The organism is Tildeniella sp., assembly GCF_059505325.1.
Map to the genome: position 1 here is coordinate 1 of NZ_JCACKI010000072.1, position 17,947 is coordinate 17,947.

A 17,947-nucleotide genomic window follows, 5' to 3' on the forward strand; every position below is an offset into this window, starting at 1 on the left:
CACCCCACACCCCACACCCCACACCCCACACCCCACACCCCACACCCCACACCCCTCACCCCTTTTTCACCTTGTAGTGCAAAAACACTTCATCGCTGATCGATCGCACCTCCAAAAGCTGCAAGCGGGGTGCTAGTGCTGCCATAATCCCAGCGCCATCAACAGGCGTAGGCGCATCCACTCCACCTAAAAGCAGTGGGCAAACCGTTAGCCACAGTTCATCCACTAAGTTTGCCTCCAGCAAGGATGCTACGAGTGCGCCACCACCCAGCACCGCAAGGTGTTTTAGCCCAGATGCCCAAAGTTGCTCAAACGCTGCTTGCCAAGCAATTTCGCCAGTGGCTGTCTCGACAACAAAAATTCGCTCAAACGCTTCTCCTTCCTGCCATTGCCGTGAACCGATCGTGGTTGTCAGCAGCCAACGCGGTACGGGCTGCTGGAAAAAGGAAAGTTGGGGATTAATGACTGCCGATCGCGAACACACAATCTGCACAGGCTGTAGCGCTTTGTCTCGCTGCTGGCGCTGCACCAACCATTCTGGTTGCACTACCCGCAACGTTGTACCATATGCTCTCAACGTACCTGCGCCAAGCAGCACACCGTCTGCCTTTGCGACCTGTTGCTCTAAATGGGCTTTGTCGAGGGCAGACCCAAAGCGCGCAGCCGCGCGGCTGCGATCGGCAATTTTGCCATCAGCACTCATGGCGAGGATCACCGTTGTGGTCGGGCGATCGCCCCGTTCATCTGCCTCAGCTTTGATATTTAAATCCGCTTCCAACTGGAATAATCGGTGTAACCGTTGTAATAATTGTGGATAGTTCTTCTTTAACCGCAGCTTAGCTGCATCACTAGCGACCGTGGCGCACGTGGATGGGTGTGAAAGAGCAGAGCAGTCTCTCGTTGATCGTGGTTGCTATTGGGTATCGCACTTCAGTTTAAACGTCCTATGGCTAAACCAGGTCAGTCTTCGTTTCGCCGCATCCTTTTGTCGCGTATTTTATTGCTGAGCATTCCCGTCTTGATAACGGGTGAGCTGGTGGCATACAAAAAAGTACGCGACAGTATGCTGGCAACGGCTCGCCAAAACCTGACCGAGAGCGCCGTCAGAAAGGGAGAAAATATCCGCGACCTGATCGAAGTTATGCGATCGAACCTGGTCATTGCCAGCGAAGACTTTTCAACCAAGCTTGACCAGTCGCAGGACGCGCAAGAGTTTGTGACGCGTATCAATCGCTGGTTGCCGAAAGGTGTTCAATGTGTCCAGCTCATCAACGTCCAAACGGGGCAAATTGACGGTAGCACCTGCGGCAATCGCTCCATCAGCCAGGTGCTCGATAACCTTTGGTCAGCTCAAAGCCAGTTCATGCGTGCGCCCCTTGCCAGTGTCCGCGTTTCACCTGTCAGCCGAGCCACAGCAGCCAAGCAATCCACCCCTTTACGACAGCTTGACCGTGTGTTTAGCGCACCTGTCTATGACTCTTTTGGGCGGTTACGCTATGCGTTGAGCATTCAATGGGCGGTTTATCGCCAAGAAACCAGCCAGCCAGGATCGCTATCTGGCTACACAGTCGTCATCGACGAAGATGGCACGATTCTGGCTCACCCCAAAGCCGATCGCATCGGTCGTAATATTCAGCAGGAAGCAGATGCCGATCGCCTACAGGCAATTGTCAACAGCGCGATCGCTGGCAAAGAAGACTTTTTCCACCTCATCTCCTTTGAAGACAGTCAGACCGAATGGCTGGCAGGCTACAATCGCCTTCAGATTTCTGTTACCCCCGGTGAAAGTCGCACCTGGGTTGTGCTCGCTGTCGCCCCTCTCGAAAATGCCCTCTCTGGGCTAGAAGACATTAAGCAAGTGCTCCTGATTCTCACCATAGGGCTGCTAAGTGCGAATTTATTAGCCACTATTTATATTGCCCGTGATCTCGCCCGCCCACTCGAACAACTCGGTGGCTACGCTCTCCATATTTATCAACGTCAGCTCTCTCATCAAGCACCCAAAAACTTTCAGATTAAAGAAATCAATCAACTCGCTGAAGCACTCGACAACATGGTCGAGCGCTTAGAAGAACGGGCGGAAGAACTAGAAACAGCCTGGCAGGAAGCACAAGCCGCAAACCAGATGAAGAGCGAGTTTCTAGCGACCACTTCCCACGAACTGAGAACGCCTCTAAACGCCATTTTTGGCTGCATTGGACTGGTTAAAGATGGCTGCTGTGACAGCCGCGATGAAGAGCTAGAACTGTTACAGCAAGCAGATGATTCAGCCAAGCATCTGCTGAACATCATCAATGATCTGCTGAACATCGCCAAAATTGAAGCGGGTCAACTTGAACTCAGCCTGCAACCAGTTTCCGTACAGGATTTATGTCAGGAGTGCTTGAAAATGGTGCAGCCAGCCGCCGAGAAGAAGCGCTTATCGCTTTCGATCGAGGTCGAAAAGCATCTCAGTCGAGTTGTACTCGATCAACTACGAGTGCGTCAGATGGTGATTAACCTGCTATCGAATGCGGTGAAATTTACGCCAGAAGGCGGACACGTCAAATTAAGCAGCCGCATTGGCTATGGTCATCAGCTAGAGCAGGATGCTCGCCCCGATCGCAGCCCTGTGAATGCCAACACGCCCTATCTCTGCCTTGAAGTTGCTGATTCTGGCATTGGCATTCCACCCGAACGATGGCATCTCTTATTTCGCCCCTTTCAACAGGTCGATTCGTCTTTGACACGCAGACATGAAGGCACTGGGTTAGGTTTAGCCCTGACAAAACGGTTCGCTGAATTGCATGGCGGCACCGTTTCATTTCAATCGACACTTGGTAAAGGCAGTACGTTTCGGATCTGGTTGCCATCGAGTGAGACCAGTTCATCAGTCGAACTAGACAGCAGCCATGACTCGCCTTCTCCTAATGGTCACAATCGAGACACCACAGGCACCACGCTACCGCAAGATATCTCTGATCACTCCATCTCCTCAGTTGGATAGGTGGCAACGGTTAGCACGGCTTCTCACCTGTAGCCTATCTAATGCTACTGATGTTGGCTATAGGCTACTACAAGCGTTTGCTGACCAACGTAAACGCAACTTGGGCGGCGGCTTGCTCTGCTGCTTTGATCGATCGTCCGCTCCCTTGCCCCAGACATTCATTTTGCAGCCAGACTTCAGCCGTAAAACGCTGACCCTGATCTTTGTCCTGAACCTGCCTTGCTTGAATCACTCGATACTCTGGTAGCGTCTTGTAGTGACCCTGACTCCACTCCTGAAGCGCCGCTTTGTAATTTTGGCGAGCGGGGTCGTTAAGGATCTCGGTCACTAACTGTTGAAAGTGATGATCCAGACAGGGACGCACCAATGTCAGCGTCTGTGTACTCAGGTAAAGAGCCGCCAACACCGCTTCAAATGAATCCGCTAGACGCGATTCTTGACCAAGCTTATCCTTCAAGGCGCTATCCGAAACCAGCAAATAATGTTCTAATCTGTACTTAGCAGCAAGTTGTGCCAGAATGCGATCGCTCACCAGCACCGATCGAATGGCTGCAAACTCTCCCACTGGCAGTTCAGGATAGGTTTCTAGTAAGAAAACAGCTGTCGCCAGACGTACGACGGCATCACCCACAAACTCAAGCTGCTCATAGTTTGCAGTCGCCGAGACGGTGGAATGCGTCAGCGCCAGATCGAGTAGCTGCCATTGAATCGGCGTTTGCTCAGGCAAGCCTAGCTTTTGCACCAGATTTTGCAGTTGTTTCTGGCGGTGGGGGTACTGGAGTGTCATGCCTGATAGTTTATCAGGTCTCTGAGAATCAGCACGATACGACTGGTCTGGTTGTCTATCAACACATTAGTCGCTGCTAGGGACGTTATAGAGCGCTTCTAAAAAGCTGGCGCAGGTTTTAGTTGATGGCTGGCTGCTAGCGTAGAGCGATCGCGAATTCAACCTTACAGAGCTGAATTTTATCGGTTCATACGCTGGTGGCAGATCTAGTGCATCCAGTTGTTCTGGCAGACGATAGTGTAACCGTACGGTAGCAATCGTCGACGGCAACACGCCAATCAATAAAGCCAGTACCTCATCGGCTAAACCCGTCAGCGCTTGAGCACCAAAAAACTCTTCAAAGCTGGCAAACAGTTTCTCGGCTCTCTGTATCGGGTCTGTATGTTCTGTAATCTTTTGCAACCAGCGATTCCATTGAATTCTGCGGCTGTAAGCGGTCTGACGTTGTTGATGTGTGACGACTGGTATGATTTCAGGTGCACCGATCGCAATGACGTTCACGCAGGCTTGCTCTACTAGCGTACCGACAACGGCACCAGGACCTGCGAACTCTGCATGATAAGCCTTACAGATGATTAAACCGCTTCGCTTATGCTCACCTACCGCTAGTAGCTGCTGACCACTCAACACTATTTTTGGTTCACTTGCCACTACAATCTGGGAGGTCTGGTTACTCACACCATTGCCCTATAAACGCTGCTATGAAACCCTTTGATGCCTTGGTGCATTCAACAACATCGATTCAGTAACGTTCGTCACTGATGCCATCATCGTAGTGCAGGTTCAAAGTGGCGTACAGCCTACTCAAGCCGCTTTGCTGAATCTATATATTCCTTTGTTGAATCAACAAGGTTCGATAAAACTAAGCAGCGAGTCTGTTCGATATGGGTGGGTTTCGGGAATAGGGGAGAGCAGGACATAAGCCGGGTTCTGTTGCCCTAAACGCTGTGCATTCAAGACGGCAGTTATCTATCTGGGACACTTGTTACCAAGCACCTCAAGCGGACGGGCAGAAACAGGATTTCTCCTTTTTCTACGTGGAACGGGTAAAAGACCAACCGTTGTTCCGCAGCCTTGCTTCCAACCGGGGTTTACCGAGCCAGCACCTCTCGATGCTGCTGGTGCGCTCTTACCGCACCTTTGCACCCTTACCTTGAAAGGCTAAAGGATAAAGTATGAAAGATAAAAGCTTGTTTTAGCCTTTAGCCCTCAGCCTTTAGCCTTTTCATTGGCGGTATTTTTCTGTGGCACTATCCTCACGGTCACCCGCACTGGGCGTTACCCAGCAAGTCTGGTCTTTGGGAAGCCCGGACTTTCCTCGGATTGCAGCCTTGAGCACATGGCTTTTGACTACAGTCCGCAACTGCCTGCGCCTACTCTCCCCTCTGATCAGTCTAGTCGTTAGAGGGCATGGGAGTGCCCTTTACTTTTTGGGATTCCAGGGTAAGCCAGCAGTCCAGGGGAGTTTGTGCATGACAAATTTGCAGAGGACGTAGACCCGATCGCCCCCGATCGAGCGGTTGGGTCCTACAATGCGGAACGCCAGCCCTAGAAAAAATTCCAGATCGGCATAGCGCTTCATAAACTTATCGCTCTTTTTTAGTGCGGCAGGATCAATTAGTGGTTTGGTGATTTCCACTTCCAGATTGAGTGGCGAAGCGGTATCGAGTTTGTCAGCCTTGCGATCGCCTTTGCGTTGCAGCAGATCTTCGGCTGTAATGGCTTCTTTGAGTGTGGTGCTGGGGGCGATCGTGCTAAAGACCTGAGTTTGAAACAGATCAACCGTTGCACCGGGCATTAAGCGAGTGACGCGGCGCGATCGACCCTCCAGATCGGTGAAGGCGCAGTAATCCCAATCCACGTAGATCGAAATGCTGTATGGCTTGTCATCTGTTTTTTCGTGGCTTGCTTTGTTGCTGATGCTAATTGCCAGTTGTTTTAGTTTGTCAAATTCATAGCGGCTATCAAATTTGAAGCTAATAGCAAGTAAATCCTGTAGATTTTGTTCGGTGAGCTGAGTGCTGAGGAAATCCGCATCCAAACGAACTGTGAACTCGTCGTTGAACGCATCAACAATGAGGTACAAAAAATAGGCAATACACAGCAAATATGAAGTTAAAATAATCGGATCAACAACGTTCATCGGCGCAGTGAAGAATGGAGCGATTTTTGATCGGGAGAGGTGTCTTTAGCTTTCACGGTTGAGAAGTTTTCAAACCATCCTCGCCGCCAAAAAAGGAAGACCATACCAAAGGCAATTAGTGCCATGAATCCCATCGCCAATGGATAGCCCCAGTACCAATTGAGTTCAGGCATGTTGAAAGGCGATTTTTCAGTATTAAAGTTCATACCATAAATTCCAGCAATAAATGTTAGAGGAATGAAGATGGACGAGATTACGGTTAAAAGCTTCATGATCTCGTTCATTTTGTTGCTGACTGATGAGAGGTATACGTCCATCAAACTAGCAGCTAATTCTCGATAGGTTTCCACCATATCAAGTACCTGAATAGCATGGTCGTAGCAATCTCGTAGATAGATCGTTACATCAGGACTAATCAAAGCATTGCCATCACGAATGAGTGCATTGATCGCATCACGTTGGGGCCAAATGGCACGCCGTAAACCTAACAATTCGCGTTTGATGGCGTGAATTTTTTCTAAGGTTTGACGCGACGGGTTTTCAACCACTTCAGCTTCCAGGTCTTCAATCTTTTCACCATATTCTTCTAAAACTGGAAAAAACCCATCAATAATTGAGTCCAATAAGGCATAGGCTAAATAGTCTGCGCCGTGCTTACGAATAGTGCCTTTATTGGTACGAATACGTTCGCTAACGGGACCAAAGCAGTCGTAGTCTGGCTCCTCCTGCACAGTCAATAGGTAGTGTCGCCCCAATACTAGACTTACCTGTTCGCTAACAAACCCATTGCCGGATGACTTCATCGTGACCATCCGCGCAATGATCAGCAGTTGCTCATCGTATTCCTCAATTTTAGGTCGCTGCGGGACGTTGACAATATCTTCGAGCACTAGAGGATGAAGGCTAAATACTTTCCCCAAACGGCGCAGCACATCTTCGCTTCCCAAACCTTTGACATCAACCCAAGAGACGGATTCGGTATCCAGAAAAGGGATGCAGTCTTCGGGCGTTTCAACCTCCTGCCGTTCGGCTTGCTCTTCGTTGTAGTCGATCAGCACAATGACAGGCAAGGAGGCATCTGATTCAATGTTGAGCGTGCCTGGCATACTGCCTGGTATGTCGTAGAAGTAGTCGAGGTAGGAACCGTCGTCGAGTGCTTTGTTGGACCGTGGCATAGTAGTTGGGAAGCGATGCTCGACCATTCGGAGTTACCTCATTGACGACTAAGTTAAGGTCTTCCCCAATTTAATCGACTTTGCTCAGCAAACGCTCTTTTTTGTTACTCGATCGCGTCCAAAAACCGTTCTGTGCCAACCACTTTCAGAGACATACTTTCAGCGAGAGCGCTACAACCCACCGGTCTTCTGTGAACGTCTGAGAGGCAAACCCCACTGGTTTAGGCGTTATTCTCAGTTGTCCACGTTACCCAAGTTTGACTGAACTGTTGCAGAGAGAGTAGATGTATTTGTGGCTCGTGTATCACAGAATCACGTTCTGCTGGGGTGTTATAGCCCCAATCGGCTAAGAACAGTTTGACATTGCTTAAATCCGACTGCTGGCGGACGGCTTGTAGTGTTTGCAGGCGATCTTCGACAAACCAGAAGGTTGCCGTGCTGTTATGGGATGCGCTGTTATGGTCTGCGATGAGCGATCGCAGTGTTTCTGGCTTGGAGCGCTTCACCTCTTTGCCAAAAATTTGCAGCCGCGTAAAATCAACGTTTTGCTGCCGCAGGAGTTGCTGGATGAAACGCCCTTCTTTGGTGCTGATGATAACCACCTGTAGAGAAGTGGTCAACCATGCCTGAAGTTGCGGAATAACACCGGGGTAAAATTTTTGCTCTGCCAACCAGCTATCAATATCCTTGTTAATCCAGCGATCGCGGACTCCATCGACTTCAGCGGCGAGTCGAGCAGGCTCTATACCGTCTGTTGCTGCCTGTTGTTTGGCGATCGTAGTCCAATGTAGCAGAATGTCAGCTTCAGGGGTGTCGAGTAGAAGCGATCGTAGCAGTAGGGGCATTTCCCAGCCCGTTTCGACGACTGGACGAGTGCGGTAGAAGCGCTCCGCTAATTCACCTGGTAATGTTGTGTCGTCTGGTTGCCAAATGTTGCAGTAGGCACGCCATGCTGTCTGAAAGTATTCTTTCATGCCATTGCAAAGGACACCATCAAAATCGAGCGCAAGTACGGTGGGAGCATTGACAGACATGGCTGCGGAAGTTTCAACGACATTGCTTACCCTACCGCAACTGGCTCAATGTAGATGCAGTGTGAGGCACAGAGGGTCGCTGTGGGAAGGCAGAGGGCAGAAGGCAGAAGGCAGAAGGCAGAGGGCAGAAGGCAGAAGGCAGAAACATTTTTAGAGACTGACTTTTGTCTTGTGTATGGTGAACCCAAAGATGATGTGTTTTTGGGAAGCTTGGCTAAACGCAGGCTGCTTTTGGTGGTTAATTTCGGCAAGTGTGTAAACGTCGTCTACCTCCACTCTTCTGTGCTTCTGTGCCTCTGGTCGTGGCTTGGAGCCAAACGTCAGAACAATGACCAGTAGCGCTGAGAAAACGATTAGCAGCAGTGAGGGTACGAAAGTGTCAACGGAGCGAAGTTGTTTGAGTTTGGACTTAAGGAAGACGTTTTGCCGTCGTAGGCTGATGAGCCGCTTGACAACAGGTTCTGATTCTGGCTCCTCTGGCGAGTAGCGATCGTGCTGTTCAGAGCCAGCAACGGTTTCGCCTTCCTGCTGGCGAATGAAGCTCACCAGATAATCATGCACAAGCTGATAGCGACTGGCAGGATTTTCGGGTACGAGAAACAGCAACCCAGAACCAACAAGGACTTCTAGCACGAGATCGAGTTTATTGATTTCAGCGGTCAAGCCCAGGTCTACCAGATCGGTTTCCAGATCATCGCGGCTTTTGAGCGGACGAGTGCCGTTTTCGTTAGTTAGCAAAAAGAGCACAATCCGCGCGGCATCTTCGTTCTCAGGACCACAGTCTTCGATCACATTTTCGAGCGATCGGGCAACCAGTTTCTCCTTTGGTCCTTTCTGACGATACTCTGTGAGTGTGGTAATGCCTTCGGTTTGCAGTTGAGCGCCCACTGCTTGCAGTTCGATCGCCCGCACTTCGCCTCCTTCACCTGCCAAATCGGTGACTAACGCATCGACTAGCGCGTCATCCAGGTAAAACTGAGCGCGATCGGTCAGGCTTTTGATAATCGATCGGGCATCGGCTACCGAAAAATCTCCCAGCGGGTAGCGCACATCTTTACCCAGAATGTCGTTGATGCTGTCCAGGTTAATGTTGTCTCGACTGGCAAGACGCTGAAACTCTAGCAGATAGTGGAGATAGTCTTCCCGCACTGTGAGGACGACTTTGACAAAATCAAGATTCAGGCAGTCGCGCAAAAATTCATAAAACGGACGACGCTCCGGCAACGTTTCGTGAACAAAGAAAAACTCCTCAAACTGATCGAAGATGAGGACAGGCGTGAAGTTGAGGCTAGTGGCTTGGCGAAGTTGGGTGAGGAGGGGATGAGGAGTGTAGTTTGCTTCCGCTTCGCGGTGGGGTGAGGAGTGAGGGGCGGATGAGGGATGAAGGATGAAGTTCGGATCTGATGGCTGACGGCTGACGGCTGACGGCTGACGGCTAACGGCTAACTCCTGACTGCTCGACGCTTTTGCCAGTTTTGCTTCTAATGTCGCTTGCCAATCTGTATAAAGATCCAGCAGGATGGGCAAGGCAATGCGATCGCCAATCACCCGATCGTGCAGAGCTGGGACTAACCCCGCATTGACAATCGAACTTTTGCCCACCCCAGAAGGACCGTGGATCACAGTCAGCTTAATATCGTTACGTCCCATGCGGAGGACTAAACGATTAACATCCTGCTGGCGACCAGACGCTCTGATTTCTTGTGCCAGGGGCGCTTCTGGTGGTTGTTGACCGGGAATGAGAGTGAGTAGAGATTGCTGGGGTTCCAGACGGAGTGCGCCAATGAACGCACGAAAGCCATATTGATGTTCGAGCGATCGCCGCATTTGCTTTGTGTGAAACGCTTCTCGATAGCGTCCCTGCTGGAAGTAAAGATCGCGCAACGTTCGGAGGATGGTGATATAGAGCTGAGGATCATCAGGCGGATAGGTTTGGTTTTGAGCAGTTTCCAGGTGAACGATCGCGGTTTCTACCTGTCCCAGCTTTGCTTCTGCTTTAGCGAGCAGCAGCAAATACCAACCGTGATGATAGCGCCACGCCACGTCCAGACTGTATTCCAGATGGGGAGTGGATGGATCAGTTGTCTGTTCTAGCTTCGTTGTGGATGACGTTAAAATTTGGAGCGCCAGTTCCACTTGCTGCTTTGCCTCTACCCAGGCAGAACGGGCTAACGCAACCTCTGCCAGAAAGCCGTGATCACGAGCCTGTCGGACTGGATCGGCATAGAGCTTATGCAGTACTAGCGCGTGTTTGGTCAACGTCTCCAGCTCATGCCACTGCTGGAGTTTCTGCAATGCTTCTGCCTGCGGAATGATGAATCGTGCAACGAGATCCTGACGGTTTGCCTGCTCAAACACTTGCAGCCCACGTCGAAAGTAGTTTCGTGCTTGTTGACAGGCGTAAGCATAGGCTGTGCGCTGCTGCATTGCCTGCGATCGCCACCACAGCCCCAAATGAACCAGTACACACGCCGCCCGTTCACTGGCAGACGGCAACAGCACAAACGACTCTGATAGCTTTTGCGATCGCTGTCGCTGACTTTCTTCGCGCCAAAACGCCAGACTGTGTTCGTAGCAAGTTCGTGCGGTCTCCAATTCACCATGTGCGTGAGCATCCTGCCCTAGCAAGAAATCGAGGCTTGCCTGTAGCGCTGGATGGAGGGTTTGACCACTACTTAGAATGCGATCAAACGCAAATTCCAACTCTGTGCGTCGGAGTGAATTGGTACCCCAGAGGCTGTTATTGCTTTGCTGAAGCAATGCCCAGTTCGGTAGAAACTGCTCATCGCCTGCATCCAGAATCGATGTGAACAGGCGATCGGTGTGCTGATGCAATGCTTTAATCAGGTCGGCAGTCCCCAGTTCAAAGGAAATAACAGTATTGCCTGCCCAACTCTTTAAATCCGGTGCCAGCCGATCGAGCTTCGCCAGAATGCGATCGTTCATCCACAGCACCAGCGGAAACGGAAATTTTTTGCCCAGTTCTTCGCGTACCAGATTGGTCGCTAACAGTACCTGATCGATTGCCGTCACCGACTCTAACCCGTAGATCATGAGGGCGTTGGGAGGCTGACACTGTGATGAAGAATTTTGAGTTGGAGCAGTTTTTAGTTGTTGGTTGTTCGCTGTTAGCGGGTTGTCTTGAGCCTCGACTCCCGACTCCCGACTCCCAACTCCCGACTCCCCCTCCTCACACTCCTGCCCAGTCTCCCTCATCTCTGTCCGAATGCTGGTGTATAGGGTCGTCGCGCTTTCGGGCAGAGTGTATTCATGAATGGGAAGCGGACAGCGTGCTTTGAGCTGCTGCACCATGCGATCGCGCAATTGAGTATAGTTACAGCGTACTAAAATGAGCGCAAACTGATGCTGCGATAGCGTGATAGCGCGAATCAGCGTATCCAGCGATCGTTCATTCTCTCGTTCCACATCTTGTTGGGGTTGCTCGGTCGTACTCATAACTGGTACAGCCCTTTGGATACCCTATATGTTCCACGTTACACGCTGGAGTGAGAATGGGGAGTTGGGAGTCGGGAATGGGGAGTTGGGAGTCGGGAATGGGGAGTCGGGAGTCGGGAGTTGGGAATGGGAGATAGATTCCAGCTTGCAGATAATGCAGTAGACTGCCCGTGCCAAGCTGATAGTTCCTCATCTTCTCATTCCACCACTCCTCCGCCTCTGCTTCCCCTTCACCCCTCACTCCTCACTCCTCACTCCTCTCTCCCCTCTCCCCTCCGCCCACGCCTGATACCGTTTCGTCTCCACCAACATAGGGTTAATGCCAAACCAGCCGCCCTGCTGATCCTGATACTCGAAGATAAACATGCTGCGAAGAAGCGTCTGGTACTCAACTTCGCCTCTGGCGCTTTGCTGTTCAACGACCTGAAAGATCAGTGCCCATTCGCGATCATCGATCGTCCTCACCAGTGCATCGCGTTGCCCACGAATAACATGCTCTATAGCATCGTGAGAAAAGGGTGGATCGCCCTGCTGAACGCAGTTACGCAGCAAACCCAGTAGGTTACGGACGTGACCACCACTGACGAGACAAAGGCGATCGAGGGTTTCCACGCGATCGAACACGTCCTGGCTACGGGCAAGGCGTTGAGCAGCATCAATGTTGGGGAAAGCCCTTGCTAAGACCATTTGCCGTAGCAGCGCAATACCCTCGTTACAATGGCTGCCATCACGGCGGCGGACAGGCACCATCGGCAGAATTTTGGGCGACACACCACCACCAAACCATTGTTTCAAAATCTCGACTTCATTGGAAAAGACCAATGCAAGTGGAATGGTATAAACGACATGGCAGTTGAGTTTGGAGAGTTGTTCTCCCCGATCGACAAACAGATATTCTGGCTGTGTTCGTCCTGATGGTAGTTGGCGGGCATCGACGCGATCGAGGTTGTCAATGATTACCACCAAGCCCTGGTTACCACGCTGCTTGAGTTGCAGGTTTGCCTGTCCCAGCAGCTCAGTGTTCAGCGATTGCAAAATACCATTAGTGCGCGGTTCCATGTATTGCCGAAGCTGGTTTCGTAAGCGCGGACTGTCTTTGGTACGGGCAGTAATTTTACTGATGCCAACCGAGAAATCAACTTGAGAAATTTCGATCGGCGTTTGTAGAATTTCGCCAATTTCAGTGAACAAATTGGCGAAATATTTAGGCTTCAGTTTGATTTGATCGGTTTCTAATTTCTCGCTGACCTGATGGGCGATCGCAATCAAAATGTCGGTCACATCCACATCCGACATATCCAGATCTTCAGTCGAAACAAAATAAACGACATAGAAACCTAGCTGTTCTAGCTCGTTTTTCAGTCGCAGTAATTCAGTCGATTTGCCGCAGCCAATGTGTCCCGTAAACAACTGACAGGTGCCTTCGTCGGGGAGCAGGGCGATCGTGCGCTTCAACTCCTGAATGATATTGCTGCCTCGCACAGGCGCAAAATCGATGTAATAGTCCCGGTCTTGCGGATTGCTAATGGACAGTGCCCGACTGGGATCGCAGGCTTTGAGAAACTCAGACGCGTTGATAGGCATATGTAACAGGATGTCTCAGACGATTACAACGATTACTGATTGGGTAAGCCACAGTCAAGTGAATATGGGTGTGGGGTGTGGGGGATAGGGTGTGGTGAATGCGAACGAAAATGGCTGCAAGTAACGTATCAATGTGATGCACTTGACAATGGCACCGCTGAGCAATGGTTGAGAGTTTGCCTGTCTCTGGAGCCGTCAGCCGTCAGCCGTCAGTCGTCAGCGAAAGCTGATAGCTGATCCAAAAGTGTGCAGTTGTTTTTTAGCAAGCTTCAAGCAACATCATCAGCACAATCATAGCGAGCCTTACCACAGACATCGTGCCGCTAGTTTTACAGCTATTTAGAGAGTGATCGTGTTTTTGCCGTGGTGCCTTTGCAGCTCTACGCAGCGCTGTAAGGTATAGCCACAGGCATATCTGTTAGGACGGGGTGCAGGGGTGAAACCCCTGGCTGGGGGCAAAGCCCCCACACCCCTTTTGATCCAAATGTCCTAAGCGTCTTAGCGACAGCTATAGTCTGTGAATGTTTGCCTGTGTTTGACTCAATACTTGACCCAGTAGCGCGGCGGTCTTATGGCTCACCTTATCCTAAAACTAATCAATGCCCGTTTGCCCGATCGCGTGGGGTTGCAGCAGCTTTCGATTGAGGAAAATATCATCCGGTCGATCGCGCCTATGAGTGCACCAGTATCGCTACCATCAACTGCGATCGAAAGCGCCATTGAACACATCGATCTTGCAGGTGACTGGGTTTCGCTGGGGGGCATCGACTTGCAAATCAACGGCGCGTTAGGGCTGGCGTTTCCTGATTTGAGTGCCAATAACCGCGATCAACTCCATACGATCGGTCAATTTCTCTGGCAGCAAGGCGTAGATGGCTTCCTACCCACGATCGTCACCACCTCTATCGAAAACATTCAGCGATCGCTCGCCATTCTCTCCCACTACACCCCACACCCCACACCCCACACCCCGTTTGCACAAATCCTCGGCATCCACCTAGAAGGTCCCTGCCTCAACCACACGAAGCGCGGTGCCCATCCTGCCGAATACCTGCTGCCGCTGACGATTGACACGATCAAGCGCATCCTTGGCGATTATGCCAGCATCGTTAAAGTGATGACCTTAGCGCCTGAATTGGATACGACGGGAACGGTCATTCCCTATCTGCGATCGCTCGGCATTACCGTCAGTCTGGGACATTCACAAGCAACGGCTGCTCAGGCACAGCAGGCATTCGATCAGGGCGCAACGATGGTCACACATGCCTTTAACGCGATGCCAGTCCTGCATCATCGTGAGCCAGGTTTATTGGGTGTGGCGATCGTCCATCCCAACGTCTTCTGTGGACTGATTGCCGATGGTCAGCACGTTTCACCGATCATGATGGATATTCTGCTGAAGGCAAGCCAATACGATCGCGGTATCTTCCTTGTCAGCGATGCCCTCTCACCCTTGGGATTGCCCGATGGCACCTATCCCTGGGACACTCGCCAGATTGAAGTGAAAGACGGCACAGCTCGGTTGCCCGATGGCACGCTCTCTGGGACAACGCTACCGCTGTTAGTCGGAGCGCAAAATCTCGTGAAATGGGGGCTTTGTGATGTGGAGCAGGCGATCGCCCTTGCTACCACTGCGCCTCGTCGGGCGATCGGTTTACCCACCGACTACATCGGACAGCCTGCTAACCTTCTCCGCTGGCACCAAGCAGACAATGGAGAGCTTACCTGGCAACGCTTGTAAAGGGCGTTTTGAATCAGTAAAATCCGATCAGACTTGAGTCATGTTAATGTCCATCATTCAGCCCAATCGTAAAACTTTAGACATTCTGCTGCCGCTGCGGGCATACCTCCAACAAGAGTATCAAGACCGTTTCGATCGCGCGATTCTGTTTGGCTCACAGGCATGAGGTGACGCAACCGCAACATCAGATGTAGACGTGCTAATCGTGCTCCAAGATCCGGTGAATGCCAGTGAGGAACTCGATCGCACCAGTCAATTTATTGCTCAACTATGCCTGGAGCACAATCTTCTGATCTCTCGACTTTTTATGCCACGCTCACGCTTTGAAACTGAGAACTCACCGCTGTTACGAAACATTCGGTCTGATGGTATCGTCCTGTGACTCCCGAACAACAAGCCTTGCTTGCTAAAGCACAGCGCAGCCTGGAAGCCGCCCAAAGTCTTACTGAACAAGGCTTTTATGACTTTGCTGTTTCCCGTGCCTACTATGCGATGTTCTAGGTTGCGGAAGCACTACTCGATCAAGAAGGGCTGTCTTTTTCCACTCACGCTGCGGTCATTAGCGCCTTTGGACAACACCTGGTTCGCCTTGACAAAGTTCCTACCGTATTCCATCGTCAATTGATCGATGCTCAGGCTCAACGCACCCGCGCCGATTATGACCTTGATCCAGATCTGTCCCAGTTGGATGCCCAAACGCTGATGAACCAAGCCCAAGCCTTTCTCATGACCGCTCGGCAGAATCTAGACTTCAACTAAACCATTCTTTGCGCCCGCGCCCCCTTGGTTTCCGTCCCACACAGTAATAGGATGAAGCTGTTAGCAAAACCATGTAAGCCGAACTTATGACTGCTGTTGACGATAAGACTGTTGTGCGCGAATACTTCAATGCCACCGGGTTCGATCGCTGGCGCAGAATTTATGGCGATGGCGAAGTCAACAAAGTCCAACTCGACATTCGCACTGGGCACCAGCAAACCGTTGATACCGTGCTGAGTTGGCTGAGAACAGATGGTAATCTGGCGCAACTGTCCATTTGCGATGCGGGTTGTGGCGTAGGCAGTCTTAGCATTCCGCTAGCAGAAGCAGGCGCGACCGTTTTTGCCAGCGATATTTCTGAGAAAATGGTGGGCGAAGCGAAGGAGCGATCGCAGGCGACGTTAGGACAAACCACTAACCCAACCTTTGCCGTTCAAGATTTGGAAACCCTGAGCGGTCGCTATCACACCGTCATTTGCCTGGATGTGCTAATCCACTATCCTCAAGACAAAGCGGCTGATATGATTTCCCATCTCAGTTCCTTAGCCGAATCGCGCCTCATTCTCAGCTTTGCGCCCAAAACCCTCGCGTATAGCCTCTTAAAAAAGATTGGCGACTTCTTTCCAGGACCCAGCAAAGCCACTCGCGCTTACCTGCACCGTGAAGCTACTGTCGTGAAAATTCTCGAAAGCCAAGGCTGGACCGTGCAGCGCAACGCGATGACCAAAACCAGCTTCTACTTTTCGCGCTTGCTGGAAGTGACAAGGGAGAAAGGCTAAAGGCTAAATTTTTATCCTTCATACTTCATACTTTAGACTTTCCAAGAGCTAAGATCGCGGCATCACTGGGTCTGAATCTTGGGTCTATGAAGCTCATCACGAAACTCACAGCAGGTGTATTGTTGGGCATTGGCTTGCCGATCGCTTTGCTGGCTGTGACCGATATAGCGAATCCGACAGCAAAGAATAAAGAAGGCGCTGTAGCGGCGTTATGCCTGTTTGGGTTGCCAACAACTGCGCTTGGCGGCTGGCTTGTTTTGAGTGCGCGCCGTAAAGACCAGCAAGAAATGAGCGATCGCCTCCAAACCTCTTTCTTCAAGCTGCTTAAACAAGGAAACGGGCGGATTACTTCACTGGGCTTTGCAATGGAAACCGGACTCACAGGCGAAATGGCAAAAGCATACCTGGATGAGCGCGCCAGAGAATTTAGCGCCAATTTTGATGTGGATGACGAAGGCAATATGTTCTATTGCTTTAATCTAGGCAGTGCGAGCCTCCCAGGTAGCAGTGCTAGTAAGGTTCAACCACAAAAACAGCGGCTTGTAGTTGGTCAACCGATCGCCGCTTACGGTCACTTTGATGTCATTTTAGAAGCGGTACCAGGCGTTCACAAAATTGCTGCCATTAAAATTGTGCGGGAAATCACCGGATTAGGACTCAAGGAGGCAAAAGATCTGGTGGAAGCGGCACCAACACCACTGACAACAGGCGTGAGTGAGGCGATCGCGCAGCAGTACAAAAGGCAACTGGAGGCGATCGGTGCGACGGTGATGGTGATCGAAAATTAAGATATGGCAAGAAATCGGGTTTCTGATGTTATGGCGGTTCCTAATCCAGGAAGTACAGTCGCAAAGAGGCAGAAGGCAGAGGGCAGAGGGCAGAAGTGAAAGAGCACGGCGGCTTTCCTCCTGCCTTAAAACCTCAGCCCTTGTACCGCACTCTAATGGGAACCGCTATAAATCAGGAAGCGAGTCTCTTGGTTGGGAAATTGTTGGGAAACCCGATTTCTATTGATTTTTAACCAACTGCCAAGGTTCTAAATGCTGTTAACGCGCATCTTTCTAACCACTGCTGCCATTTTCGCGGGGCTTTCCGTCGCAGCCGGAGCCTTTGCCTCTCATGCCTTGAAAGAGCGGTTGACAGAACGTGCGCTGGAAATCTTTGAAACGGCTGCCCGGTATCAGATATACCATGCGCTGGCGCTGTTTCTGGTCGCGGTGCTGCTCAGTCGAACCGAAAGCGATTCGTCAACGCTGAGTGCCGCAGGGTATGCGTTCATCGCTGGCATAGCGATTTTCTCTGGCAGTTTATATGCGCTCAGTCTTACGGGAATCCAATGGCTGGGTGCCATAACACCTCTAGGTGGGGTAGCGTTTCTAGTCGGTTGGAGTTGCGTGGCGATCGCTGCGTGGAGCTTTAAATAACGATCCCAGCCCCATTAGCTTGCTAATGGGGCGATCGCTTTTCTATGCCTGGCACATAGCTTTAAGACGTGGACATTCA

The 17,947-nt window shown here is 51.0% G+C and carries 18 protein-coding genes and 1 other RNA gene; 9 read left to right on the forward strand and 10 right to left on the reverse strand.

Annotated elements, in window-relative coordinates; translation table 11 throughout:
- Positions 1–55: 55 nt before the first annotated feature.
- Entirely contained in the window at positions 56–703 is a 648-nt protein-coding gene (locus AC5JO6_RS24885) for a RibD family protein (RefSeq protein WP_496083924.1), read from the reverse strand.
- 243 nt (positions 704–946) lie between these two features.
- On the opposite strand from AC5JO6_RS24885, the gene AC5JO6_RS24890 reads away from it, so the two are divergent.
- Positions 947–2,986, forward strand: a complete 2,040-nt coding sequence (locus AC5JO6_RS24890) for a sensor histidine kinase (protein WP_496083739.1) — start codon at positions 947–949, stop codon at positions 2,984–2,986.
- Positions 2,987–3,053: 67 nt separating this feature from the next.
- Here AC5JO6_RS24890 and rnc read toward each other — a convergent pair whose 3' ends face one another.
- The 6 genes from rnc to AC5JO6_RS24920 form a co-directional block, all read right to left on the reverse strand.
- Positions 3,054–3,773: a ribonuclease III gene (gene rnc, locus AC5JO6_RS24895; protein ID WP_496083740.1), complete on the reverse strand. Its 720-nt coding sequence runs from the start codon at positions 3,771–3,773 to the stop codon at positions 3,054–3,056.
- A gap of 66 nt (positions 3,774–3,839) precedes the next feature.
- Positions 3,840–4,451 carry a hypothetical protein gene (locus tag AC5JO6_RS24900; protein ID WP_496083741.1) on the reverse strand — a complete coding sequence of 204 codons (612 nt, stop codon included), beginning with the start codon at positions 4,449–4,451 and terminating at the stop codon, positions 3,840–3,842.
- 226 nt (positions 4,452–4,677) lie between these two features.
- Positions 4,678–5,153: RNase P RNA component class A (gene rnpB / locus AC5JO6_RS24905), an RNA gene on the reverse strand.
- Between the two features lie 43 nt (positions 5,154–5,196).
- Positions 5,197–5,916, reverse strand: a complete 720-nt coding sequence (locus AC5JO6_RS24910; protein WP_496083742.1) for a hypothetical protein — start codon at positions 5,914–5,916, stop codon at positions 5,197–5,199.
- On the reverse strand, positions 5,913–7,091 hold the full coding sequence (gene corA / locus AC5JO6_RS24915; protein ID WP_496083743.1) for a magnesium/cobalt transporter CorA: 1,179 nt from the start codon (positions 7,089–7,091) through the stop codon (positions 5,913–5,915). The genes AC5JO6_RS24910 and corA overlap by 4 nt, the downstream gene beginning before the upstream one ends.
- 221 nt (positions 7,092–7,312) lie before the next feature.
- Complete coding sequence (locus AC5JO6_RS24920; protein ID WP_496083744.1) at positions 7,313–8,125, reverse strand: HAD family hydrolase; 813 nt, start codon at positions 8,123–8,125, stop codon at positions 7,313–7,315.
- On the opposite strand from AC5JO6_RS24920, the gene AC5JO6_RS24925 reads away from it, so the two are divergent.
- Complete coding sequence (locus AC5JO6_RS24925) at positions 8,124–8,279, forward strand: hypothetical protein (RefSeq protein WP_496083745.1); 156 nt, start codon at positions 8,124–8,126, stop codon at positions 8,277–8,279. The genes AC5JO6_RS24920 and AC5JO6_RS24925 overlap by 2 nt on opposite strands.
- Here the strand turns inward: AC5JO6_RS24925 and AC5JO6_RS24930 are convergent.
- Genes AC5JO6_RS24930 through AC5JO6_RS24940 form a run of 3 tightly spaced genes read right to left on the reverse strand, consistent with a single transcriptional unit; the run spans position 8,276 to position 13,165 of the window.
- A complete protein-coding gene (locus AC5JO6_RS24930; protein WP_496083746.1) occupies positions 8,276–11,581 on the reverse strand; it encodes an nSTAND1 domain-containing NTPase in 3,306 nt (1,101 codons plus the stop codon). The two genes, AC5JO6_RS24925 and AC5JO6_RS24930, sit on opposite strands and share 4 nt — an antisense overlap.
- The gene (locus AC5JO6_RS24935) at positions 11,535–11,822 is read right to left on the reverse strand and encodes a hypothetical protein (RefSeq protein ID WP_496083747.1); all 288 of its coding nucleotides are present in this window, start codon (positions 11,820–11,822) and stop codon (positions 11,535–11,537) included. Before AC5JO6_RS24935 ends, AC5JO6_RS24930 begins: the two co-directional genes overlap by 47 nt.
- Positions 11,819–13,165 carry a P-loop NTPase fold protein gene (locus AC5JO6_RS24940; protein WP_496083748.1) on the reverse strand — a complete coding sequence of 449 codons (1,347 nt, stop codon included), beginning with the start codon at positions 13,163–13,165 and terminating at the stop codon, positions 11,819–11,821. Before AC5JO6_RS24940 ends, AC5JO6_RS24935 begins: the two co-directional genes overlap by 4 nt.
- 571 nt (positions 13,166–13,736) lie before the next feature.
- On the opposite strand from AC5JO6_RS24940, the gene nagA reads away from it, so the two are divergent.
- The 7 genes from nagA to AC5JO6_RS24975 all read left to right on the forward strand — a co-directional run bounded on the left by nagA (position 13,737) and on the right by AC5JO6_RS24975 (position 17,868).
- Entirely contained in the window at positions 13,737–14,906 is a 1,170-nt protein-coding gene (nagA, locus tag AC5JO6_RS24945) for an N-acetylglucosamine-6-phosphate deacetylase (RefSeq protein ID WP_496083749.1), read from the forward strand.
- Between the two features lie 196 nt (positions 14,907–15,102).
- Complete coding sequence (locus AC5JO6_RS24950; protein WP_496083750.1) at positions 15,103–15,288, forward strand: hypothetical protein; 186 nt, start codon at positions 15,103–15,105, stop codon at positions 15,286–15,288.
- Entirely contained in the window at positions 15,285–15,407 is a 123-nt protein-coding gene (locus tag AC5JO6_RS24955; RefSeq protein WP_496083751.1) for a HEPN domain-containing protein, read from the forward strand. The genes AC5JO6_RS24950 and AC5JO6_RS24955 overlap by 4 nt, the downstream gene beginning before the upstream one ends.
- A gap of 120 nt (positions 15,408–15,527) precedes the next feature.
- Positions 15,528–15,665, forward strand: a complete 138-nt coding sequence (locus AC5JO6_RS24960; RefSeq protein WP_496083752.1) for a hypothetical protein — start codon at positions 15,528–15,530, stop codon at positions 15,663–15,665.
- A gap of 86 nt (positions 15,666–15,751) precedes the next feature.
- The gene (gene bchM / locus AC5JO6_RS24965; protein WP_496083753.1) at positions 15,752–16,444 is read left to right on the forward strand and encodes a magnesium protoporphyrin IX methyltransferase; all 693 of its coding nucleotides are present in this window, start codon (positions 15,752–15,754) and stop codon (positions 16,442–16,444) included.
- A gap of 86 nt (positions 16,445–16,530) precedes the next feature.
- Positions 16,531–17,232, forward strand: a complete 702-nt coding sequence (locus AC5JO6_RS24970) for a bL12 family ribosomal protein (protein WP_496083754.1) — start codon at positions 16,531–16,533, stop codon at positions 17,230–17,232.
- A gap of 252 nt (positions 17,233–17,484) precedes the next feature.
- On the forward strand, positions 17,485–17,868 hold the full coding sequence (locus AC5JO6_RS24975) for a DUF423 domain-containing protein (protein WP_496083755.1): 384 nt from the start codon (positions 17,485–17,487) through the stop codon (positions 17,866–17,868).
- The last annotated feature ends 79 nt before the right edge of the window (positions 17,869–17,947 follow it).